The organism is Streptococcus mitis, from assembly GCF_000722765.2.
GTDB classification, from domain to species: Bacteria; Bacillota; Bacilli; order Lactobacillales; family Streptococcaceae; genus Streptococcus; species Streptococcus mitis_AQ.
Genome location: NZ_CP028415.1, coordinates 514287 through 535754 on the forward strand (window position 1 = coordinate 514287; position 21468 = coordinate 535754).

Annotated in this window: 21 protein-coding genes; 10 read left to right on the forward strand and 11 right to left on the reverse strand. The window is 40.4% G+C overall.

Translation table 11 applies throughout. The features are described 5' to 3' along the window. The gene (locus SK637_RS02860) at positions 1 to 2709 is read left to right on the forward strand and encodes an FtsX-like permease family protein (RefSeq protein WP_033688320.1); all 2709 of its coding nucleotides are present in this window, start codon (positions 1 to 3) and stop codon (positions 2707 to 2709) included. A gap of 208 nt (positions 2710 to 2917) precedes the next feature. On the opposite strand, the gene tpx is transcribed toward SK637_RS02860, so the two are convergent. From tpx to SK637_RS02885, 4 genes are all read right to left on the reverse strand, one after another. Continuing rightward, entirely contained in the window at positions 2918 to 3409 is a 492-nt protein-coding gene (gene tpx / locus SK637_RS02870; protein ID WP_000256026.1) for a thiol peroxidase, read from the reverse strand. Between the two features lie 121 nt (positions 3410 to 3530). Next, positions 3531 to 4460, reverse strand: a complete 930-nt coding sequence (gene psaA, locus SK637_RS02875) for a metal ABC transporter substrate-binding lipoprotein/adhesin PsaA (RefSeq protein ID WP_000733069.1) — start codon at positions 4458 to 4460, stop codon at positions 3531 to 3533. 31 nt (positions 4461 to 4491) lie between these two features. Beyond that, positions 4492 to 5340, reverse strand: coding sequence for a metal ABC transporter permease (locus tag SK637_RS02880; RefSeq protein ID WP_000559791.1), 849 nt, complete (start codon positions 5338 to 5340; stop codon positions 4492 to 4494). Continuing rightward, positions 5337 to 6059, reverse strand: a complete 723-nt coding sequence (locus SK637_RS02885; protein WP_000619162.1) for a metal ABC transporter ATP-binding protein — start codon at positions 6057 to 6059, stop codon at positions 5337 to 5339. Before SK637_RS02885 ends, SK637_RS02880 begins: the two co-directional genes overlap by 4 nt. Before the next feature lie 182 nt (positions 6060 to 6241). On the opposite strand from SK637_RS02885, the gene pepO reads away from it, so the two are divergent. Next, positions 6242 to 8134 (forward strand): endopeptidase PepO, encoded by a 1893-nt coding sequence (pepO, locus tag SK637_RS02890; protein WP_033688321.1) that lies wholly within the window; start codon positions 6242 to 6244, stop codon positions 8132 to 8134. Between the two features lie 126 nt (positions 8135 to 8260). On the opposite strand, the gene SK637_RS02895 is transcribed toward pepO, so the two are convergent. Together SK637_RS02895 and SK637_RS02900 are read right to left on the reverse strand one after the other, a co-directional pair. Next, positions 8261 to 8890 (reverse strand): MBL fold metallo-hydrolase, encoded by a 630-nt coding sequence (locus SK637_RS02895; RefSeq protein ID WP_033688322.1) that lies wholly within the window; start codon positions 8888 to 8890, stop codon positions 8261 to 8263. Positions 8891 to 9034: 144 nt separating this feature from the next. Continuing rightward, positions 9035 to 10456 carry an N-acetylmuramoyl-L-alanine amidase gene (locus tag SK637_RS02900; RefSeq protein ID WP_033688323.1) on the reverse strand — a complete coding sequence of 474 codons (1422 nt, stop codon included), beginning with the start codon at positions 10454 to 10456 and terminating at the stop codon, positions 9035 to 9037. Between the two features lie 291 nt (positions 10457 to 10747). Here SK637_RS02900 and SK637_RS02905 point away from each other — a divergent pair, with 291 nt between their 5' ends. The 5 genes from SK637_RS02905 (at position 10748) to dtd (ending at position 16417) form a co-directional block, all read left to right on the forward strand. Further along, on the forward strand, positions 10748 to 11125 hold the full coding sequence (locus tag SK637_RS02905; protein WP_033688324.1) for a zinc ribbon domain-containing protein: 378 nt from the start codon (positions 10748 to 10750) through the stop codon (positions 11123 to 11125). A gap of 2 nt (positions 11126 to 11127) precedes the next feature. Further along, positions 11128 to 12720, forward strand: a complete 1593-nt coding sequence (locus tag SK637_RS02910) for an ATP-binding cassette domain-containing protein (RefSeq protein WP_050489869.1) — start codon at positions 11128 to 11130, stop codon at positions 12718 to 12720. A gap of 1 nt (position 12721) precedes the next feature. Beyond that, positions 12722 to 13543 carry an ABC transporter permease gene (locus SK637_RS02915; RefSeq protein WP_033688325.1) on the forward strand — a complete coding sequence of 274 codons (822 nt, stop codon included), beginning with the start codon at positions 12722 to 12724 and terminating at the stop codon, positions 13541 to 13543. 178 nt (positions 13544 to 13721) lie between these two features. Next, positions 13722 to 15944 (forward strand): RelA/SpoT family protein, encoded by a 2223-nt coding sequence (locus tag SK637_RS02920; RefSeq protein ID WP_033688326.1) that lies wholly within the window; start codon positions 13722 to 13724, stop codon positions 15942 to 15944. Positions 15945 to 15973: 29 nt separating this feature from the next. Then, the gene (dtd, locus tag SK637_RS02925) at positions 15974 to 16417 is read left to right on the forward strand and encodes a D-aminoacyl-tRNA deacylase (RefSeq protein ID WP_033688327.1); all 444 of its coding nucleotides are present in this window, start codon (positions 15974 to 15976) and stop codon (positions 16415 to 16417) included. A 38-nt stretch (positions 16418 to 16455) separates the two neighbouring features. On the opposite strand, the gene SK637_RS02930 is transcribed toward dtd, so the two are convergent. The 5 genes from SK637_RS02930 to SK637_RS02950 form a co-directional block, all read right to left on the reverse strand. Continuing rightward, positions 16456 to 16869, reverse strand: coding sequence for a hypothetical protein (locus tag SK637_RS02930; RefSeq protein WP_080710466.1), 414 nt, complete (start codon positions 16867 to 16869; stop codon positions 16456 to 16458). 18 nt (positions 16870 to 16887) lie between these two features. After that, positions 16888 to 17301: a hypothetical protein gene (locus tag SK637_RS02935; protein ID WP_033688328.1), complete on the reverse strand. Its 414-nt coding sequence runs from the start codon at positions 17299 to 17301 to the stop codon at positions 16888 to 16890. A gap of 122 nt (positions 17302 to 17423) precedes the next feature. Then, entirely contained in the window at positions 17424 to 18131 is a 708-nt protein-coding gene (locus tag SK637_RS02940; RefSeq protein ID WP_201798903.1) for a nicotinamide mononucleotide transporter, read from the reverse strand. Then, complete coding sequence (locus tag SK637_RS10070) at positions 18088 to 18270, reverse strand: hypothetical protein (RefSeq protein ID WP_033688329.1); 183 nt, start codon at positions 18268 to 18270, stop codon at positions 18088 to 18090. The genes SK637_RS02940 and SK637_RS10070 overlap by 44 nt, the downstream gene beginning before the upstream one ends. Then, positions 18251 to 18901: a metal-dependent transcriptional regulator gene (locus SK637_RS02950; protein ID WP_033688330.1), complete on the reverse strand. Its 651-nt coding sequence runs from the start codon at positions 18899 to 18901 to the stop codon at positions 18251 to 18253. Before SK637_RS02950 ends, SK637_RS10070 begins: the two co-directional genes overlap by 20 nt. 111 nt (positions 18902 to 19012) lie before the next feature. Between SK637_RS02950 and SK637_RS02955 the strand changes: the two genes are divergently transcribed. From SK637_RS02955 to SK637_RS02965, 3 genes are all read left to right on the forward strand, one after another. Then, a complete protein-coding gene (locus SK637_RS02955) occupies positions 19013 to 19855 on the forward strand; it encodes a metallophosphoesterase family protein (RefSeq protein ID WP_033688331.1) in 843 nt (280 codons plus the stop codon). A 75-nt stretch (positions 19856 to 19930) separates the two neighbouring features. Next, positions 19931 to 20368 (forward strand): Rrf2 family transcriptional regulator, encoded by a 438-nt coding sequence (locus SK637_RS02960; protein WP_033688332.1) that lies wholly within the window; start codon positions 19931 to 19933, stop codon positions 20366 to 20368. A gap of 68 nt (positions 20369 to 20436) precedes the next feature. After that, complete coding sequence (locus tag SK637_RS02965; RefSeq protein WP_033688333.1) at positions 20437 to 21456, forward strand: YdcF family protein; 1020 nt, start codon at positions 20437 to 20439, stop codon at positions 21454 to 21456. Positions 21457 to 21468 lie beyond the last annotated feature (12 nt).

A 21468-nucleotide genomic window follows, 5' to 3' on the forward strand; every position in this document is an offset into this window, starting at 1 on the left:
ATGATCAAGCGAAAAACCTATTGGAAGGACTTAATTCAGTCCTTCACAGGCTCCAAGGGGCGTTTTTTATCCATCTTAACCTTGATGATGTTAGGGTCTCTAGCCTTAGTAGGCCTCAAAGTGACTAGTCCCAACATGGAGGCGACAGCTAATGCCTATTTAACAACTGCTCAAACCTTGGATTTGGCAGTTATGTCTAACTATGGTTTGGATCAAGCAGATCAAGAAGAACTAGAACAGATAGAGGGCGCAGAGGTTGAGTTTGGCTATTTGACAGATGTGACTATGGAGAATGGGCAGGATGCCATTCGGCTGTACTCCAAACCAGAGCGAATTTCAACCTTTCAGCTAAGAGAGGGACGACTTCCTCAGTCAGACAAGGAAATCGCCTTGGCCACTCATTTGCAAGGCCAATACAGCGTGGGACAGGAGATTAGCTTTAAAGAAAAAGAAGAGGGTCATTCCTCTTTAAAAGACCATACTTATACCATTACTGGTTTTGTGGATTCAGCTGAAATCCTCTCCCAGCGAGATATGGGCTACGCAGGAAGTGGAAGTGGGACTCTGACAGCCTATGGAGTGATTTTACCTAGTCAGTTTGATCAGAAAGTCTACAATATAGCTCGTTTGAAATATCAAGATTTAGCAGGTTTAAATGCTTTTTCAGTAGCTTATGAAGAGAAATCCAAGCAACATCAGGAAGATCTTGAACAAGTTTTATCAGATAATGGCAAGGCACGTCTGCAACTCTTGAAAAAAGAAGGGCAAGAGTCTCTAGACAAAGGTCAAGAGACCCTTGACAAGGCTGAGACTAATTTGCAGGAAGGCAAGCGTCGTTTAGCAGCTGCTCAAGCTCGTTTACAGGATCAGGAAAGTCAACTAGCCTTGCTTCCTCAAGATCAGAGAGAGCAGGCCAGTGCTCAACTTACCCAAGCTAAGCAGGAATTGAGCAAGGAAGAGGACAAACTAAAGCACGCTGAACAAAATCTAGTCCAAGAAAAGGAAAAATTAGAAAAACATCAGCGAGTCTTGGATGATTTGGCGGAGCCAAGGTATCAAGTCTATAATAGGCAAACCATGCCTGGCGGTCAAGGCTACCTCATGTACAGTAATGCTTCAGCCAGTATTCGGGCAGTGGGCAATATCTTTCCTGTAGTGCTTTATGCCGTAGCGGCTATGGTGACCTTTACAACCATGACTCGTTTTGTGGATGAAGAGCGAACACATGCAGGGATTTTTAAGGCCTTGGGCTATCGTAGCAAGGATATTATTGCCAAGTTTCTCCTTTATGGTCTAGTAGCTGGGACTGTAGGAACAGCTCTAGGTAGCATACTTGGCCATTATTTACTAGCCGGTGTGATTTCAAGTGTCATTACAAAAGGCATGGTGGTGGGAGAAACCCAGATTCAGTTCTATTGGACCTATAGCTTACTGGCTCTTGGTTTGAGTTGGGTGGCGAGTGTGTTACCAGCCTACTTGGTAGCTCGTAGGGAACTTCATGATGAAGCAGCCCAGCTTTTACTGCCTAAACCTCCTGTTAAAGGAGCTAAAATCTTACTGGAGCGCATCCGTTTTATCTGGCGCCGTCTCAGTTTTACTCATAAGGTAACAGCCCGCAATATCTTCCGTTATAAGCAGCGGATGTTGATGACGATCTTTGGTGTGGCAGGTTCTGTAACCCTGCTCTTTGCAGGTTTGGGAATCCAATCCTCTGTAGCAGGAGTTCCGTCTAGACAGTTTCAACAAATCCAACAGTATCAGATGATTGTCTCTGAAAATCTTAGTGCGACCAATCAGGACAAGGCAAATCTAGAAGAAGTGTTGAAAGGGCAGGACATTAAAGCCTACCAGAAAATTTATTCTAAGACGCTAGACAAGGATTTTAAAGGCAAGGCTGGTCTTCAGACTGTTACTCTTATGATGACAGATAAGGAGGATTTGACGCCCTTTATTCATCTGCAACATCATCAGCAAGAGCTGACATTAAAAGATGGCGTCGTTATTACAGCTAAACTAGCCCAGTTGGCAGGTGTCAAGGTTGGGCAAACTCTAGAAATTGAAGGTAAGGAGCTAAAGGTCGCTGCCATTACTGAGAACTACGTTGGTCACTTTATTTATATGAGTCAGGCTAGCTATGAGCAAATTTACGGACAGGTGCCGCAAGCTAATACTTATCTGGTCTCGCTAAAGGATTCTAGTGCGACTAGTATCGAAAGGCAGGCAGGCTTACTTATGAATCAATCTGCCGTGTCCAGTGTTGTCCAGAATGCTTCAGCCATTCGACTCTTTGACTCCGTCGCTAGCTCACTTAATCAGACCATGACCATCTTGGTCATCGTATCGGTTCTGTTGGCTATTGTTATCCTCTACAATCTGACCAATATCAACGTGGCTGAGAGAATACGTGAACTCTCCACTATCAAGGTTCTCGGTTTTCATAATAATGAAGTCACTCTCTACATTTACCGTGAGACGATTGTGCTGTCCCTTGTGGGAATCGTACTTGGTTTGGTATCTGGTTTCTATTTACACCAATTTTTGATTCAAATGATTTCGCCTGCGACTATTCTCTTTTATCCGCAGGTAGGCTGGGAAGTCTATGTAATCCCAGTGGCAGCAGTAAGTATCATTTTGACCTTGCTTGGTTTCTTTGTCAATTACCATCTGAGAAAGGTTGATATGCTTGAAGCCTTGAAATCTGTAGAGTAATACTCAATGAAAATCAAAGAGCAAACTAGGAAGCAAGCCGTAAGTTGCTCAAAGCACCGCTTTGAGGTTGCAGATAAAGCTGACGTGGTTTAAAGAGATTTTCGAAGAGTATAAGGTAGTTATTTTTAGCTGATTGACCTTGTATTTACTCGTAAACAAAAATCCTCCGTTTCAAAGAGTAGGGAACTCTTTGTGACAGAGGATTTTTCTATAGGGCTTTAGCAGCTGCAATTGCGGCTTCGAAGTTTGGTTCAGAGTTGATATTGTCCACGTATTCAACGTAGCGAATAGTATTGTCAGTATCGAGGACAAAGACCGCGCGTGCCAATAGGTGCCACTCATTGATTAAAAGTGCATAGTCACGCCCAAAGGAATGGTCGAAATAGTCTGAGAGCATGATGGCATTTTCAATACCTTCAGCACCACACCAACGTTTTTGAGCAAAAGGTAGGTCCATGGAAACAGTCAATACGACCGTGTTGTCCAGTCCAGCCAGTTCTTCATTAAAGCGACGCGTTTGAGTTGAGCAGATACCTGTATCGATAGAAGGAACGACACTCAAGACTTTTTTCTTGCCATCAAAATCAGCCAGAGATTTTTTAGAAAGGTCTGTTGTAGTAAGAGAAAAATCGAGCGCCTTGTCGCCGACTTGTAGTTGTTTACCTGTAAAGCTCACAGGATTTCCGAGAAAAGTTACCATAGGATACTCCAATCTTTTTTCTTCCATTTTAGCTGAAACGGTCAGAATTTTCCAATGATTTGACTGGAAATATGGGCATAGAAAAAACGCCAGCTCATGTGAGAATGACGTTTTTAGAGGCTTATTTTGCCAATCCTTCAGCAATCTTGTCAAGGTTGTATTTCATCATGTTGTAGTAGCTGTCGCCTTCTTTACCTTGTTCTGCGATAGAGTCAGTAAAGATTTGTGCGTAGATTGGGATATTTGTATCTTGTGAGACAGTCTTCATTGGACGGTCATCTACACTTGATTCTACAAAGAGTGATGGAACTTTTGTTTGGCGAAGTTTTTCAACCAAGGTCTTGATTTGTTCAGGTGTTCCTTCTTCTTCAGTATTGATTTCCCAGATGTAGGCACTTGGGACACCATAGGCTTTAGAGAAGTATTTGAATGCTCCTTCGCTGGTTACAATGAGTTTCTTTTCAGCAGGGATGTTATTAAATTTATCCTTACTTTCTTTATCAAGTTTGTCTAACTTATCAGTATATTCTTTGAGATTTTTTTCATAGAATTCCTTGTTGTTAGGATCTTTAGCGCTCAATTGTTTGGCGATATTTTTAGCAAAGATAATTCCATTTTCAAGGTTAAGCCAAGCGTGTGGGTCTTCTTTACCTTTTTCATTTTTTCCTTCAAGGTAGATAACATCAACACCTTCACTGACTGCAAAGTAGTCTTTGTTTTCAGTCTTCTTGGCATTTTCTACCAATTTGCTAAACCAGGCATTGCCACCTGTTTCAAGGTTGATACCGTTATAGAAAATGAGGTCAGCCTCAGAAGTTTTCTTAACATCTTCAGGGAGTGGTTCGTATTCGTGTGGGTCTTGTCCAATCGGAACGATACTGTGAAGATCAATCTTGTCACCAGCAATATTTTTAGTAATATCAGCGATGATTGAGTTTGTAGCAACAACTTTTAGTTTTTGACCAGAAGCTGCATCTTTTTTTCCGCTAGCACATGCTACAAGAGCAATAACGGAAAGAAAGAGAACGAGTAATGTACCTAATTTTTTCATTAGATCCTCCAATTTATTGGGGTTTTGCCCCTTATTTTAACAAATGTTTATTTTTCAGTTTCAAATATCGTTGTTTAGGAGAGATAAAGAAACTGATTAAGAAGAAGCTAGCAGCTGTAAGTACGATGCTAGAACCAGCTGCTAAGTTTAAACTATAGCCAATAAAGAGTCCCAAAACTGAAGCTGTAGCTCCAAAGGTTGAGGAAAGGAAAATCATACTTTTCAGGCTATTAGCATACAGATAAGCAGTTGCAGCTGGGGTAATCAGCATGGCTACAATCAGGATAGTTCCAACACTTTGCATGGCTGTCACAGACACGAGAGTCAGGAGTATCATGAGGAGGTAGTGATAGAAATTGACAGGCATTCCCATGGCTTTGGCCAAGAGTTCATCAAAGGAAGTTATCAAGAGTTGCTTGAAGAAAATCCAGATTAACAAGAGAATGACCGCCCCTACGCCCATAGTGATAAACATATCCGTATCTTGGACGGCTAGAATATTACCAAAAAGGATATGGAAAAGGTCAGTTGAACTTTTAGCGACACTAATCAAGATGATACCGAGGGCTAAGAAAGAAGAAAAGGTAATGCCGATGGCGGTATCGCTTTTGATAATCGAGTTCCCCTTGATGTAGGTAATGATGATAGCAGCTAGCAATCCAAAGACAATGGCTCCGATAAAGAAGTCAACGCCCAAGATGAAGGAGAGGGCTACACCTGGCAAGACAGCATGTGAAATGGCATCTCCCATGAGTGACATCCCGCGTAGGATGATGAAACATCCCACAGCTCCAGCTACGACCCCGACGACAATAGCTGTTATCAAGGCATTTTGTAGGAAATGGAATTTTTGCAATCCATCGATAAATTCTGCAATCATAGGTCACCTCCATTGAAAAAGAGTCGATTACCGTAAGCTTCTTTGAGATTGGCTTCGGTAAAGGTTTCTTTGGTTGGACCAAAGGCAATCACTTCTCGATTGACAAGTAAGACTTGATCGAAGTAGTGGGAAACCTTGCTGAGGTCGTGGTGAACGATGAGAACCGTCTTACCAGCTTTTTTCAAATCTCTCAGCGTATTCATGATGATTTCCTCACTGACAGAGTCAATCCCAACAAAGGGTTCATCCAAGAGGATATAGTCGGCTTCCTGCACCAAACATCTGGCAATCAAGACCCTCTGGAACTGACCTCCAGACAGTTGACTGATTTGCCGTTCAGCGTAGTCAGCTAGGCCGACGATTTCAAGGGCTTCCTCTACTTTTTTCCAATGTTTAGCGTTTAAACTGCGAAAGAGAGGGATAGAGGGAAAGAGTCCTAGCGAGACGCATTCCTTGACCTTGATGGGAAAGTTGTAGTCGATATTGATTTTTTGTTCGACATAGGCAATTCGGTGTAAGGATTTTTTAACTTCCTTGTCATCGAGAAATGCTTGACCTTGATGTGGGATAATTCCCAGCATACCTTTTAGTAATGTTGATTTTCCAGCGCCGTTCGGACCAATGATTCCGGTAATCGTTGGTCCTTGGAGCACCAGTGAAATATCCTTAAGTGCCAACGTTTCTTTATAAGAGACACTTAGGTTTTCGATACGTATCATACACTTGTATACCTCCTGTTTATTAATATACCTTAAAAATAAAATTAAGTCAAGTTAATTTTTCAAAAAATTAAAATATTAACAGTAAAATATTTAAGTTCTTTTAATCTTGTATTTTAATTGCATTCCCCAGCAATTTTTGTTAAGCTAGCAATAACTTAAAAAATGAAAGCGAGAACAAGATGACACGTTATCAAGACGATTTTTATGATGCTATCAATGGAGAATGGCAAAAGACAGCTGAAATCCCAGCAGATAAGTCTCAAACAGGAGGTTTTGTTGATTTAGACCAGGAAATTGAAGATTTGATGTTGGCGACAACAGACAAGTGGTTGGCAGGTGAAGAGGTGCCTGAGGATGCTATCTTGGAAAACTTTGTCAAATACCATCACCTAGTTCGTGATTTTGACAAGAGAGAAGCTGACGGTATCACACCTGTCTTACCACTCCTTAAAGAATTCCAAGAATTGGAGACTTTTGAGGATTTTGCAGCTAAACTAGCAGAGTTTGAGCTTGCTGGCAAACCAAACTTCCTTCCTTTTGGTGTATCTCCAGACTTTATGGATGCTAGAATCAACGTTTTATGGGCCAGTGCTCCAAGCACAATCCTGCCAGATACGACCTACTATGCAGAAGACCATCCTCAGCGCGAAGAGCTCTTGACTCTTTGGAAAGAAAGCAGCGCAAATCTCCTCAAGGCTTATGATTTCTCTGATGAAGAAATTGAAGACTTGCTAGAGAAAAGACTAGAATTGGACCGCCGAATTGCGGCAGTAGTGCTCTCTAATGAAGAAAGTTCAGAATATGCTAAACTCTACCACCCATATGCTTACGAAGATTTCAAGAAATTCGCACCTGCACTACCTCTGGATGACTTCTTCCAAACCGTTCTTGGACAAGTGCCAGACAAGGTTATCGTAGATGAGGAACGTTTCTGGCAAGCAGCAGACCAATTCTATAGTGAAGAGGCCTGGCCTCTCCTCAAGGCAACCTTGATTTTGAGTGTTGTCAATCTCTCAACTAGCTATTTAACAGAAGAAATCCGTGTCTTGTCAGGTGCCTACAGTCGTGCGCTTTCAGGTGTTCCAGAAGCCAAAGACAAGGTCAAGGCAGCCTACCAGCTAGCACAAGGTCCTTTCAAACAAGCCTTGGGTCTCTGGTATGCCCATGAAAAATTCTCTCCAGAGGCCAAGGCAGACGTGGAGAAAAAAGTGGCAACCATGATTGATGTCTATAAGGAACGCTTGGCTAAGAATGACTGGCTGACTCCAGAAACTCGTGACAAGGCCATCGTCAAACTCAATGTCATCAAGCCTTATATCGGTTACCCAGAAGAATTGCCAGAACGTTATAAGGACAAAGTAGTAAATGAAACGGCTAGCCTTTTTGACAATGCTCTAGCCTTTGCGCGTGTGGAAATCAAGCACAGTTGGAGCAAGTGGAACCAACCTGTAGACTACAAAGAATGGGGCATGCCTGCTCATATGGTTAATGCCTACTACAATCCACAGAAGAATCTGATTGTCTTCCCAGCAGCTATTTTACAGGCGCCTTTCTATGACTTGCATCAGTCATCTTCTGCTAACTACGGGGGTATTGGTGCAGTTATTGCCCATGAAATTTCCCACGCATTTGATACCAACGGAGCTTCCTTTGATGAAAATGGTAGCCTCAAGGATTGGTGGACAGAGAGCGACTATGCTGCCTTTAAGGAAAAAACACAAAAAGTTATTGACCAGTTTGATGGACAAGATTCTTATGGAGCAACAATCAATGGTAAATTGACTGTGTCAGAAAACGTGGCTGACTTAGGAGGAATCGCTGCAGCGCTTGAAGCAGCTAAGAGAGAACCAGACTTCTCGGCAGAAGAATTCTTCTACAACTTCGGTCGTATCTGGCGCATGAAAGGTCGCCCAGAATTTATGAAACTTTTGGCTAGCGTCGATGTGCACGCGCCAGCCAAACTCCGTGTCAATGTACAAGTACCAAACTTCGATGATTTCTTTACAACCTATGATGTCAAAGAAGGAGATGGTATGTGGCGTTCACCAGAAGAGCGCGTGATTATTTGGTAAGGCAAAAAATCTAGTCATCAGAAAAAGGCATCCAATCAGGTGTGAAAACCTTGATAGGATGCCTTTTATAGTGGAAAGACTGCTGGATAATGTACTTAAAATGCGATAGTCATTGTCACCATCTTGTTAGAAAAAAGGATTGAAAGTTTTTTCGTGAGCGATAGTAGTAGCTGGACCATGCCCTGGATAGACATCATAGTTTGGTAGAGTGAAGAGTTGGGTCTGGATACTATGAAGGAGTTGCTCCATGCTACCAGTTGGAAGATCTGTTCGTCCGATTGTTTCTCGGAATAGGGCATCACCTGTCAAGACTAGGTGAGCTTGTGGAAAGACGATAGAAACACCACCGATAGAGTGACCTGGTGTTGGCAAGACGGTGAAACGAAATTCCTCTAGTTGGTATTCTTCGTGAAAGATAAAAGTGTGTTCTGCAGGTTTTGCGACCACGTCTTCCATATCATCGTGGCGTGGAAGCCCAGAGAGATTATCGACAGGAGTATAGAGCCAGCTGGCTTCGCTCTCTGCGATATAGACAGGAGGATTGCCAAAAGTCTCTCGCACCAAGTCCAGACTCATGATATGGTCATAATGGGCGTGGGTCAGGAGAATAGCGCAGATCGGTTTGTTGATGTTCTCTATGGTCTTGCGAATGGCTTCCCAATGGCTGCCAGGATCGACGACGATGAGGTGTTTTTCACCTTCTAGGTAATAGGTGTTTTCATAGGCAACAGGATTCACGGTTTTATGGATTTTCATATTAGCTCCAATCTCAAAGAATGTACTAAATTAAGTATAGCACAGTTGGGGAGAATAAGCATAAAAAGGAAATAGTTCTAGAAAGAAGGATATGGTTTGGATAAGAAAAAATAAGCCCCGAATGAGTTCGAGGCTTAGACTGTTTTAATTTCCAGCATAATATTTTTGGATTCCCTTGATAATCCCTTCAACTAGTTTATCTTGATAGTAACTACTGCGGATTTTTTGGTTTTCTTCTGGATTATCCATATATCCCATCTCTAGCAAAACAGCTGGTTTAGCTGTTTCACGGAGAACAGCAAAGGTAGCTTGTAAGAGGCCAGCATCCCTAGCCCCAGTCTCTGCTAGCAGTGAAGAATGGATATCAGCTGCGAGACGATTACTTTCACTCATCCGTTCAGGATTGTTGTGCCAATCCTTGTTAATCTTGCTAGGGAAACCAGGTTCATCCTTGTAAGAATAAGTCTGGATACCCAGATTAACGGTTGTATCATTCCCTTTTGCATTGAAATGAAGGCTGATGAAAAAGTCAGCATTGGTCTTGTTAACCATACGAGAACGCTCGGTAATAAAATCAACGTCTATGTCACTATCTCGAGAGGTGAGAACGGTATAGCCGAGTCCTTCTAGTCGTTTACGTAGCTTACGATAAACTTGTAGGTTCAATTCTTTCTCAGCTATGCCATAGTAATAAGCCCCGCGGTCCTTACCACCGTGTCCTGGATCGAGAAAGATGGTTTTAGAGTATTGTCCTTTTTGAAAACCTTGCGCTAATTCACGAACCCATTTTCCATTCTCTTGGAAGAGCTGGTTTTTACCATCCACAGCATAGGTACCTGTGACATACACACCATCGTCCTTAAGATAGTACCAAGCTTGATAGTCTGGGTCATAAATCCATTCCTTGTGGGCCATGTAGCCACCAGATTTAAGATAGTAGGAACCAATCCATTGTTTTTGGGCATAGCGTCCGCCAGATTTTAGGTAAAACCAACTAGAGTAGCTTTGGTCGTAGACCCATTCCTTATCTGCCATGGCACCGCTGGATTTGAGGTAGTAATCGCCTTTCCAGACATTGGCCAACATTCTACCGTAGCCATCAAAAGCATACCACTTGCCATTGATTTGGCTCCATTGGTTGGATAAATATTTACCTGAACCATTGATATAGTACCAATTATTTCCCATCTGGTACCAGCTGTTTTCAAGCAAGTAGCCATGACTATCAAAGAAATAACCATCATAGAGGGTGTCTGTAAATTTAACCCCAGTTTGACTATAAAAAGTCCACTTGTTCCCTTCTTTTACCCAGCCAGTTTGTGTAGGTTGATTGGGTTTGGTTTCACTAGAAAGAGAAGGTTTGCTTTCTTGCTCACTCGAACTAGCTATACTTGACGAAGTTTCTGTACTAGCTTGAGAACTGTTAGCAGAAGTATTTGTAGAATTGCTTGTTGCACTAGTTATAGGAGTAGTAGTGGAATGACTTGTGTCATCAGCCAAAACGACTTGGCTGGATAAGCCAAGAACAGCCAAGGCTAAAAGTGTCAGTCTTTTGTGTAATTTCATATGATTTGCCTTTCTAGAAAAATGAAAATTCAGTAATTATCGTAAAAAAACTGTTTATATTACCATTATACACTAAAAAGGTTAGAAAATTACCAAAATATCAAACCTTATTTTAAAAAAGATAGAGAAGATAAGGAAAATTGGGAAGATTTTTAAAAGGAAATCAGAAGTATGCTATAATAGAGGAAAATAATAAGGTAAGTTTCTGTTGGAATTTTAAGAATGTAAGGTTATATGTTATACTAAAAATGAGAAAATAAAGACTTGCTCAAGTAAGTACGAGGAGAAGTTATGGCTTTTTTAGATCAATTAAGAGATAGTGCTAGAATCGTGAAAGAAACGACAAGTAATGTCATTTCAGAAGGAAAGCAAAATGTTGAAAATAACCGTAAGAGGAAAGAAATCCAATTGCGACAAAATAAAATTAATGACTTATATAGATTAATTGGAATTAAATTTGTTGAAGAAAATTTAGAAGAAATAAAGGAAAATTCTCTCTATTCTTCAGAAATTGCTGAGATAAAAGAGTTATTTAAAGAACAAATTAGTATTCAAAAATCGATTGACATGGATGACCAAGATTTGATTTCTTGTCCAAATTGTGGAGAAAGTTTAGCAAGAAGTTTTGAGTTTTGCATCAATTGTGGTAAAGCAGTGAAGAAGAGTTAAAAATGAAAGATTATACTGTAAAAATAGTCTGTCCAAGTTGTTCTAAAAAGATAGGAGTAGGTTGGAAATTTTGTGCTTTTTGTGGAGAATATGTTGATAATTCAAAACCAAAAGTAGAACTACGCTATCTTGATGACAGCAGGAGTGACTACAATCAAAAGGAAAAAAATGCGCATTTTAAAATGCCATCTAGCTTTAAGCAGGTTAGCGAAAAAATAAAGGATAGTATTTCTGAAAAAATCGATAAGGGTGAGGAAGTTTCAGATAATACCTTGTCCTTCTTTACCTTTGTAATTACAAAAGATGGCGTTGAAATAAAGGAACTTGATGAAATTGTAAATGCTCTTCAAAATAGTTCTATACAAAAGGATTATCTTGGTTACTACTTACAAAGTGAATCAGAAGATATCTATGTCAACAATGTAAAAATTGAAGTTGGGAAAAAACACTATCTAACGAATAGAGATACGCTTAGACAGGGTGAGACTATTTATATATTTAGTCTCATGAATCAAAAGGGTGTTGAATGGCAGCAGGAAGAAATTACTCTTCAAATTGCTGATAAAATTGGTGATAGTTTTGAAGTCTTTGATGATGAAATTCTCTATCTTATGCCAAATGACGATCAAGTAATTTTAAATAACAGCATTCCTCAGGATAAAATTCGTTTAAAAAACTATGATTTAGTATCCATTCATCACAGATTATTCCTTGTCTACGGTAATCAATTAATTTTTCAAAATGAATTAACTGAAGAGCAAGCGAAAAGTATTGCTGAAAATATCAATAGTATTTCAGATGATACAAGCTTATCTGTTTCAATTCGAAAACGTTTGGCTGGAGAAAAGCTGTTGCTTTCGGATATTGATTTTTCAGTGTCTTCTGGGGAAATCGTACTCATTTTAGGTGGATCTGGTGCAGGAAAAACAACACTCATCAATGCAATAATGGGAATTGAAAAAGCAGATGCTGAAATCTTGTTAGGAAATATCAATATTTATAATCAATTCGATAAGGTTAAAAGAATGATTGCGAATGTTCCTCAATTTAGTTTGCATCGTGAAAAAGACAGTGTCTATATGACATTGAAAAATGCTGCTGAGATGAAACTAGTTAGGGATTTTACTAAAGACAAGTCTTTATTGGAAGATAAAATTTCAAGGGTTTTAGAGACCGTGAAATTGACAAAGAAAAGAGATTCTTTAGTATCAGAGCTTAGTGGCGGGGAAAAGAAGAGACTAAGTATTGCAACGGAGTATATTGCAGATCCTGTTTTATTTGTCTTGGATGAACCAGATTCAGGTGTAGATGGTAGCAATGCTCGTTCTATCATGTCTAGTCTTAGAAATATAGCTGATGACAATAAGATTGTTTTTATTATTTCTCATAGTCCTGATAGAACGCCTGAGTTGTTTGATAAGGTCTTAGTTCTGGCTAAAAGTGAAGAAGAATCTTGTGGTAAATTAGCTTTTTACGGTTCTGTAGAAGAGACTTTGAGTTTTTTCAATGTAAACCAATTGGAACTTGTGGTATCTGAAGTAGAAGCGACTCCAGATGACTACATTAAAAAATATAAAGATTATAGAGGAGATTAAGATGAATTACGTATCGAATAAAGAACAGGTGTTAATCTATTTAGGGAAATTTAAACGCAATTTCTTAAATTCAAATGGCTGGTATGCATTTGTCAGTACAGCAATAATTGCCCTCATTACATGTATAGTTTCTGGTAGTGCAGGTCTTGAAAATGGGAGGATAGGTAAGACCTCGTTTATTATTGTTTGTGCTTGTATCTGGATTGGAATGTTTAATTCTATTACCTTGATTTGTCGCGAGAGGGATATTATTAAGCATGAGTATCGTGGAGGGATGAACTTATCATCTTATATGTTTGCTCATATGCTATTCCAAGGAATTATTTCCTTGATTCAAGCTGTCATTTTTTCAAGTATCCTGTTTTTGTTCTATGGTAGTGATATAGCAGAGTTTCCAACTACATTTAATAATGATATTTTACGCTTTATTTCTTATTTTCTAACCATATTTTTAACGATTTATTCTGCTGATGCTTTAGGTCTATTCGTTTCATCAATTGTCAAGAATGTTGAACAGGCTATGACCGTTATGCCCTTTGTGATTTTATTACAATTCCTATTTTCAGGTAATCTTCCTTTGGATGGTGTTTTAAAATTTTTCTCTTTTCTTACAGTGAGTAGATATGGTTATGATGGACTTTTAGAATTGGCTAATATTTCCATACAGGGGGGGAGTGGAAGTATTCAAACTAGAGACTTTCATACTGAAGATGTACTAATTAATTTTCTAGTTGGATGGATAATTCTGATTGCATTTTCAGTTCTCTTTGCATACTTGGCAAGTAAGTTTTTAAAATCTGTTGAAAATGATACTAGAAGTTAAAGTCTTTTTATAAACATGCATTAGTAGAAATTACTTCCTATCTATTGAGAATATAAGAACAAAACTAGTTACCTGTCCTAGATAGGTAACTGGTTTTTCTTTTGGGTGGAATCCTCTTTTTCTAGTTTTCATATTCTTAAAAAAGTGATAAAATGGTAGGAAGAATTGGAGAGTAGAGATGCCAAAAGAAGTGAATTTAACAGGCGATGAGGTTGTCGCTCTAACGCAAAAATATTTATCAAAAGAAGATGTTGCTTTTGTCCATAAGGCCTTGGTCTATGCGGTGGAATGCCACAGTGGCCAGTATCGCAAATCAGGAGAGCCTTATATCATTCACCCTATCCAAGTAGCAGGGATTTTAGCCAAACTTAAGCTAGATGCTGTAACGGTAGCTTGTGGTTTCTTGCATGACGTGGTAGAAGATACAGAAGCGACCCTGGATGATTTGGAAAGAGAGTTTGGTCCGGATGTGCGGGTAATCGTAGATGGGGTTACCAAGCTTGGTAAAGTTAAATACAAGTCTCACGAAGAGCAGTTGGCAGAAAATCATCGCAAGATGCTCATGGCCATGTCTGAGGACATCCGTGTTATCTTGGTCAAACTGTCTGACCGCTTGCACAATATGCGGACCCTGAAACATCTTCGAAAAGACAAGCAGGAGCGTATTTCCAAAGAAACTATGGAAATCTATGCCCCGCTTGCCCACCGTTTGGGGATTTCTAGCGTTAAATGGGAATTGGAAGACCTATCTTTCCGTTATCTTAATCCAACGGAGTTTTACAAGATTACCCATATGATGAAGGAAAAGCGTAGAGAGCGTGAAGCCTTGGTGGATGAGGTGGTCACAAAATTAGAGGAATATACGACAGAACGTCACTTGAAAGGGAAGATTTACGGTCGTCCCAAGCATATTTACTCGATTTTCCGCAAAATGCAGGATAAGAGAAAACGGTTTGAGGAAATCTATGACCTGATTGCTATTCGCTGTATTTTAGATACCCAAAGTGATGTTTATGCCATGTTGGGTTATGTGCATGAACTTTGGAAACCCATGCCTGGTCGTTTCAAAGACTATATCGCCAACCGCAAGGCCAATGGTTACCAGTCTATCCATACGACAGTTTATGGGCCAAAAGGGCCGATTGAATTCCAGATTCGAACTAAAGCCATGCACGAGGTGGCTGAGTACGGGGTTGCGGCTCACTGGGCTTATAAGAAAGGTGTTAAGGGGCAGGTTAACAGCAAGGAATCGGCTATTGGGATGAACTGGATCAAGGAGATGATGGAGCTCCAAGATCAGGCTGATGATGCCAAGGAATTTGTGGATTCAGTTAAGGAAAACTATCTGGCTGAGGAGATTTACGTCTTTACCCCAGATGGAGCTGTCCGTTCACTTCCCAAAGATTCAGGACCGATTGACTTTGCCTACGAAATTCATACAAAAGTCGGAGAAAAAGCGACTGGTGCCAAGGTCAATGGTCGCATGGTTCCACTGACAACCAAGCTCAAGACAGGGGATCAGGTTGAAATTGTCACCAACCCCAACTCCTTTGGACCGAGTCGTGACTGGCTCAACATGGTCAAGACCAGCAAGGCTCGTAACAAGATTCGTCAGTTCTTTAAAAACCAAGATAAGGAATTGTCTGTCAACAAGGGTCGTGAAATGCTGATGGCCCAGTTCCAAGAAAATGGCTATGTAGCCAATAAATTTATGGACAAGCGCCACATGGACCAAGTTCTTCAAAAGACCAGCTACAAGACAGAAGAATCCCTCTTTGCGGCCATTGGTTTTGGAGAAATCGGTGCTATTACTGTCTTTAACCGTCTGACTGAAAAGGAACGTCGTGAAGAAGAACGTGCCAAGGCCAAGGCTGAAGCAGAAGAACTTGTCAAAGGTGGAGAGGTCAAGGTTGAAAACAAAGAAACCCTCAAGGTTAAGCATGAGGGTGGTGTGGTCATTGAAGGAGCCTCAGGTCTCCTAGTGCGGATTGCCAAGTGCTGTAATCCCGTGCCTGGTGATGATATTGTTGGCTACATTACCAAGGGTCGTGGTGTGGCTATTCACCGTGTGGACTGTATGAACCTGCGCGCCCAAGAAAACTACGAGCAACGTCTCCTTGATGTGGAATGGGAAGACCAGTACTCTAGCTCAAATAAGGAGTATATGGCTCATATCGATATCTACGGCCTCAACCGTACAGGACTGTTGAATGATGTACTGCAAGTTCTTTCAAATACAACCAAGAATATTTCAACGGTCAATGCTCAACCAACCAAGGATATGAAATTTGCCAATATCCATGTGTCTTTTGGTATTGCGAATCTCTCGACGCTGACTACGGTTGTGGACAAGATTAAGAGTGTGCCAGAAGTTTACTCTGTTAAACGGACCAACGGCTAATTGTCCTAGCTCTTACTAGAAAGGCTATTATGAAAATCATTATCCAACGGGTTAAAAAAGCCCAAGTGAGTATCGAAGGTCAGGTTCAGGGAAAAATCAATCAGGGGCTCTTATTGCTGGTGGGTGTTGGACCAGAGGACCAAGAGGAAGATTTGGACTATGCTGTGAGAAAGCTTGTCAATATGCGGATTTTTTCAGACGAAGAAGGCAAGATGAACCTGTCTGTCAAAGATATTGAAGGAGAAATCCTTTCTATTTCACAGTTTACCCTCTTTGCGGATACCAAGAAAGGCAATCGTCCAGCCTTTACAGGTGCAGCCAAGCCTGATATGGCATCAGATTTTTATGACGCTTTCAATCAAAAACTAGCGCAAGAAGTGCCCGTTCATACAGGTATCTTTGGAGCGGATATGCAGGTTGAGCTGGTCAATGACGGACCAGTTACCATTATCCTTGATACGAAAAATAGATAAGAAAGACCAAGCCCAGCCGGCTTGGTTTTTCTCATCTATCATAAAATACTCCAAAATGAAATCGATTCTTGATAGGCTTGGGGGAAGTCTCTTTTCAGGCTTTGGCAGGTGAGGTAGGAGGGGATGAGGTGTCCTAGGATGAGGAGAGTTCCCTGAAGGAAAAGTGGCATACCCCTTAAACATATCAAGGAGAGAATGATCAGGCTATCCCATAGAAGGATTTGTAAGGTAAAACGCCAGAATCTCGGTCTAATCTGGGAATAGAGGTGACTAAAGTGGTCACAAAGCTGGTTGGACAGATAGGTCAATAGCACAGGATGAAAGAAAATAAGCCAACTGCTATACATCAAAATCCAGTCCCAAGTAAGCCCCCCTTTAAATGTCAAAAATGCCAGCATAATTCCATCAATGACAAGGAGCTCAATGGTTTTGATGAAGATGATTTTTTTCATGCTAAAACCTCCTTCTCCTTAGAGACACTCCCATAAAGAGATGTGTTTGTTGTAAAAATCTGGATAGTTTTCTCTTAGGTAGTCCGCCGTCCTATAATATAAAGTAGAATGACAAGCAGTGATGATTGGCATAAGAGAGGGAGAACGCTGAGAACTAACGAAGATTAAAAGGACAAAAAATAGAAAATCAATGGAGAGAACCCCTAAATAGTAGAAGCGAATCTTTTTATTGATTTGAGGATAAATCTCAGAGAAATGTTTTTTGAGTCGATTGACCAAGCGAAATAGCAGGAGTCCTTGAGCAAGGAGGAAAATAAAACCAGAGAGCAAGAGCCACTCCAAAGATGTCTCGGGTCTAGTGATAAAAAATGCAAATAGTAGCAAATCGATGACTGCAATTGCTACAAAATGGATTCTAAAGAGTTTTTTCATGACAAAACCTCCCTCTTTTACCTATCTTCATTCTACTCCAAAAGAATGGGAGTTACAAGTAAAATGATAAAAAATTTTAGTAAGGAGATTCTGTTAGATTTCTTTATTTGATTTCCTTCTTATTATTCCACTTCTTCATCGTTCCAGACAAATAAAGCTCCGATTGCATTGAGGATATAAAAGATGTATTTTCCGATATTGGCAAAGTTTCCTTGAATGCCAGCCTTTGTCAACTGAACGAAATTATAAATCAACCAAAAGCCCCACTGAGTTGTTAGTTTCAATGCGTTCAAAGCATTGGCAATGAGGGACAGTGCAAAGGCAATAGTTGTTACGTAGGCAAGGAGATTCATCTTTCCTCCATAGCCGATAAAGTTTGTCACAAAGGCAAAGAGGAAGGCGATGATGGAAATGATGATGGCCGCCAATTTTAGCTGTTTTTGGCTCATTTGGTTGGGTCTACCTTCTTTCGAAGCTTCCCATTTCTTTATAGCAAAGGTATAAATGAGGAAGGTGACGGGATAGGTAATGATGGCCGCCTTATTTCCAAGGATATAATCAATAGCACCGGACAAAATGGTATTAACAATACCAAAGTAATTTCCCCATTTGCTTAATTTCCCCGTGAAACGAGTGGATAACATGGAAATCCCAACGTTGGTTACGGAAATCAATCCAAAGGGAACAAGAGCTGTCCATGGGCCCCAGTCTACGAATTTGTCGAGACGGGAGTTGAGGTAACCAGATGCAATTGCAATCCCAACGACCAGAGCAACTCCAAAGAGGTCAAACCATTTGGATGTCGCAAAAATTTTTAGTGATTTCTTCATATGTTAAACTATCTTTCTTGTTTTTTACAAACATTCTACAACTAAATGAAAGTAAAATCAAATGATAGAAATAAAACCCTGAAAATTTGATTTTCAGGGTTGGTAGGGGACTTGAGAAATTAGTTGATTTTCTCGACATAGAGTTGTTTTGCAATGTCCATACTTACTTGTAAGTCCTCGTCTTTACTAAGGATAGTGAAGGTATTGCTGAAGCCATCAAACTGCTTGACTTGGAGCGAATCACCGATGTGAAGTGAGTGCTTGTCCAGATAATGGAGAATGTCAAAACTATCGTGCACCCGAGTTAGACGGTAGGATCCACTCTCTTTGATATCAGCTAGTGGTAGGTTATTGATTTCAACTAAGAGTTCTCCCTTGGCAGGAATAGTTCCTCCGTGAGGGCAGGTCTTGGGGAATCCAAGTAATTTTTCTAGTCTCTCCACGAATAGCTCAGAGACAGTATGTTCCAATACCTCAGCTTCTTCATGAATCTGGTCACTAGTATAGTCTAAATGATGAACTAGAAAAACTTCAATCAAGCGGTGTTTACGATAGAGCTCAGAGACTAGTTTGAGGCCGAGGTCAGTCAGTAGATAGCCACATTCCTTGTCCTTGAGGATGAGGTTTTCGCTCTTCATCCGTTTAATCATTTCAGTTACAGCAGGGGGAGAGACTTGCATGCGGGCAGCAATTTCCTTGTTGGTAATTTTATGCAGGTCTATGCCAATTTCATAAATACACTTTAGATAATCTTCTTTATTCGGGGTCATTCGTTTCCTCTTGTCTAATATCTTTATCTAGTATATCAAAAAAAGCTAGATTTCTCTAGCTGTGACTTTTTATGTTATACTTATTGCAAGAGAAAAAACGAGGAGATGGATATGACGAAAATAGCTCTTCTTTCAGATATTCATGGCAATACCACTGCTTTAGAGGCAGTTTTGGCAGATGCTCGGGAGCTAGGAGTGGATGAATACTGGCTTTTGGGAGACATTCTCATGCCAGGAACAGGGCGTAGAAGGATTTTGGACTTGTTGGATCAACTACCGATTACGGCTAGAGTTTTGGGAAACTGGGAAGACAGTCTGTGGCATGGTGTCCGTAAGGAATTGGATAGTACTCGTCCCAGTCAACGCTATCTCTTACGCCAGTGCCAGTATGTTTTAGAGGAAATTTCCATAGAAGAAATTGAACTGCTCCACAGTCAACCACTCCGGATTCATCGTCAGTTTGGGACTTTGACGGTAGGAATTAGCCACCATCTTCCTGATAAGAACTGGGGGAGAGAGTTGATTCATACTGGAGCGCAAGAGGATTTTGACCGCTTGGTGACCAATCCGCCTTGTGATATTGCTGTTTATGGTCATATTCACCAGCAGTTGCTTCGTTACGGGACTGGTGGGCAATTGATTGTCAATCCGGGTTCAATTGGCCAGCCTTTCTTTCTAGATGCCCAGTTGCGGAAGGACTTGCGGGCCCAGTATATGATTTTAGAGTTTGATGACAAGGGCTTGGTAGATATGGACTTCCGACGGGTAGACTACGATGTGGCAGCTGAATTGCAGTTGGCTAAAGATCTTAAACTTCCCTATTTTGAGGTTTATTATGAAAGTCTGGTCAATGGTATCCACCATACTCATCATCAGGAATTTTTGAGAGAACTGGCCCAGAAAGAGGGCTATGATAGGGAATTAGATGCCTGGTTAAAAGGTGGTAATGATTGACATTACAACTAAAAAGGGTATAATAATAGAAAAAGAAGAGTAGAGGCAGGGTAGCCTCGTAAAAAGGAGAAGAGGATGCAAATTCCAAGTAGATTTACCATTGCGACTCATATGCTGATAATTATCGCTCTCAAGGGGCAGGAAAACAAGGTGACCAGTGATTTTCTGGCTGCTAGTGTCGGGGTCAATCCTGTTATTATCAGAAAGACCTTGTCCCAGTTGAAGAAGGCAGAGCTGATTTCAGTAGCGCGCGGAACGGGTGGAACAGAGATTGTTAAGGATCTCAAAGACATTAGTCTATTAGATGTTTATCAGGCGGTTGAGTGTCTTGGTAAGACAGGTCAACTCTTCAGTTTCCATGACAATCCAAATCCAAATTGCCCAGTCGGATCTCATATTCATGATGTTTTGGATCAAAAATTGGAGAGAATTCAGTTAGCTATGGAGGCAGAGCTTGGTCAGACCAGTCTAGAACAAGTCGTGGCCGATGCAGAGAGTCAGATGAAGGAGTAAGAGGGGTAGATGCCCTCTTTTTTTCTTTGGATAATTATGATAGAATGAACTCATAAAAGGAGGAAGAAATGTATCTCGTTATAGGAATTGTATTAGCATTTATAGTGTCATTTTGGAAGGATAATAGAAGTTTGTGGAATCCAGTATTATTCTTATTATCCCTCATTTCCAGTTATTTTTATCTAGGCTACCTTTTTTATCAAAATGGGTATGAGAAGATTCATTTCGCTTTTTTTATATTTCCCTTTATTTTACTTCCTTTTTTGCTTTTTCTAAGTGGCATCTTTCTAATCTATAATGGGGTCATTTTGTTGAAGCGAGAGGGACGTTCAAAGGCTAATTATCTCTCCATGCTCCTTGGAATAGTCATTTTGCTATTTTTTGCTTTGATGTCATTTCGATTGGGAGGACGACATGAATTATTTTACACCAATCACTTTCTAAATATTTTATTTGCATTTATTGCTTATTCTTACTTTATTTTTGGTTTTGCTTTTGTGGCTTTTATTCTGTACTCTATCTTATATCTCTTTATTCCTAAGAAGAAGCATTATGATTTTATTATCATTCATGGTGCAGGTTTGTTAGACGGAGAAAAGGTAACACCTTTGCTGAAGAGAAGAATTGATAAGGCAGTGGAAGCTTATCACAAGTCTAAGAATCCTCATATCAAAATCATTTCCAGTGGTGGTCAAGGAGGAGATGAGAAGATTTCTGAAGCGCAGGCCATTACAAACTATCTTCTTGAAGAGACAGATGTTCCCCAAGATGCGATTATTCTGGAAGATCAATCAAGGACTACCTACGAGAACCTTCTCTTTTCTAAGAAACTTGGTGAGGAACTGGTAGCCAAACCTCAATTCCTCTTTGTTACAAATGACTATCATGTTTTTCGTACCAGTACCTATGCGCGTAAGTTAAATATGAAGGGAGATGGCCTCGGATGTAGGACGGCAGGCTACTACATACCATCTGCTTTTATTCGGGAGTACGTAGCGCTCTGTGTCAAGATGAAATGGCTCTTCCTTGCCTTATATGTCCTGCTGTTAGTTATCATTTTGTTAGCCTATAAAGGGGTTATTTGGTAGTTAGATTTTATT

Excerpts from the sequence above, each read along its gene's own strand:
- dtd (WP_033688327.1), top strand. The coding sequence starts at position 15,974 with ATGAAAATCATTATCCAACGGGTTAAAAAAGCCCAAGTGAGTATCGAA.
- tpx (WP_000256026.1), bottom strand. The coding sequence starts at position 3,409 with ATGGTAACTTTTCTCGGAAATCCTGTGAGCTTTACAGGTAAACAACTA.
- SK637_RS02905 (WP_033688324.1), top strand. The coding sequence starts at position 10,748 with ATGGCTTTTTTAGATCAATTAAGAGATAGTGCTAGAATCGTGAAAGAA.
- SK637_RS02950 (WP_033688330.1), bottom strand. The coding sequence starts at position 18,901 with ATGACCCCGAATAAAGAAGATTATCTAAAGTGTATTTATGAAATTGGC.
- SK637_RS02920 (WP_033688326.1), top strand. The coding sequence starts at position 13,722 with ATGCCAAAAGAAGTGAATTTAACAGGCGATGAGGTTGTCGCTCTAACG.
- SK637_RS02930 (WP_080710466.1), bottom strand. The coding sequence starts at position 16,869 with ATGAAAAAAATCATCTTCATCAAAACCATTGAGCTCCTTGTCATTGAT.
- SK637_RS02940 (WP_201798903.1), bottom strand. The coding sequence starts at position 18,131 with ATGAAGAAATCACTAAAAATTTTTGCGACATCCAAATGGTTTGACCTC.
- SK637_RS02965 (WP_033688333.1), top strand. The coding sequence starts at position 20,437 with ATGTATCTCGTTATAGGAATTGTATTAGCATTTATAGTGTCATTTTGG.
- SK637_RS02895 (WP_033688322.1), bottom strand. The coding sequence starts at position 8,890 with ATGAAAATCCATAAAACCGTGAATCCTGTTGCCTATGAAAACACCTAT.
- SK637_RS02935 (WP_033688328.1), bottom strand. The coding sequence starts at position 17,301 with ATGAAAAAACTCTTTAGAATCCATTTTGTAGCAATTGCAGTCATCGAT.
- SK637_RS02915 (WP_033688325.1), top strand. The coding sequence starts at position 12,722 with ATGAATTACGTATCGAATAAAGAACAGGTGTTAATCTATTTAGGGAAA.
- SK637_RS02960 (WP_033688332.1), top strand. The coding sequence starts at position 19,931 with ATGCAAATTCCAAGTAGATTTACCATTGCGACTCATATGCTGATAATT.
- SK637_RS02880 (WP_000559791.1), bottom strand. The coding sequence starts at position 5,340 with ATGATTGCAGAATTTATCGATGGATTGCAAAAATTCCATTTCCTACAA.
- SK637_RS02900 (WP_033688323.1), bottom strand. The coding sequence starts at position 10,456 with ATGAAATTACACAAAAGACTGACACTTTTAGCCTTGGCTGTTCTTGGC.
- SK637_RS02885 (WP_000619162.1), bottom strand. The coding sequence starts at position 6,059 with ATGATACGTATCGAAAACCTAAGTGTCTCTTATAAAGAAACGTTGGCA.
- psaA (WP_000733069.1), bottom strand. The coding sequence starts at position 4,460 with ATGAAAAAATTAGGTACATTACTCGTTCTCTTTCTTTCCGTTATTGCT.
- SK637_RS02860 (WP_033688320.1), top strand. The coding sequence starts at position 1 with ATGATCAAGCGAAAAACCTATTGGAAGGACTTAATTCAGTCCTTCACA.
- SK637_RS02910 (WP_050489869.1), top strand. The coding sequence starts at position 11,128 with ATGAAAGATTATACTGTAAAAATAGTCTGTCCAAGTTGTTCTAAAAAG.
- SK637_RS02955 (WP_033688331.1), top strand. The coding sequence starts at position 19,013 with ATGACGAAAATAGCTCTTCTTTCAGATATTCATGGCAATACCACTGCT.
- SK637_RS10070 (WP_033688329.1), bottom strand. The coding sequence starts at position 18,270 with ATGTCGAGAAAATCAACTAATTTCTCAAGTCCCCTACCAACCCTGAAA.
- pepO (WP_033688321.1), top strand. The coding sequence starts at position 6,242 with ATGACACGTTATCAAGACGATTTTTATGATGCTATCAATGGAGAATGG.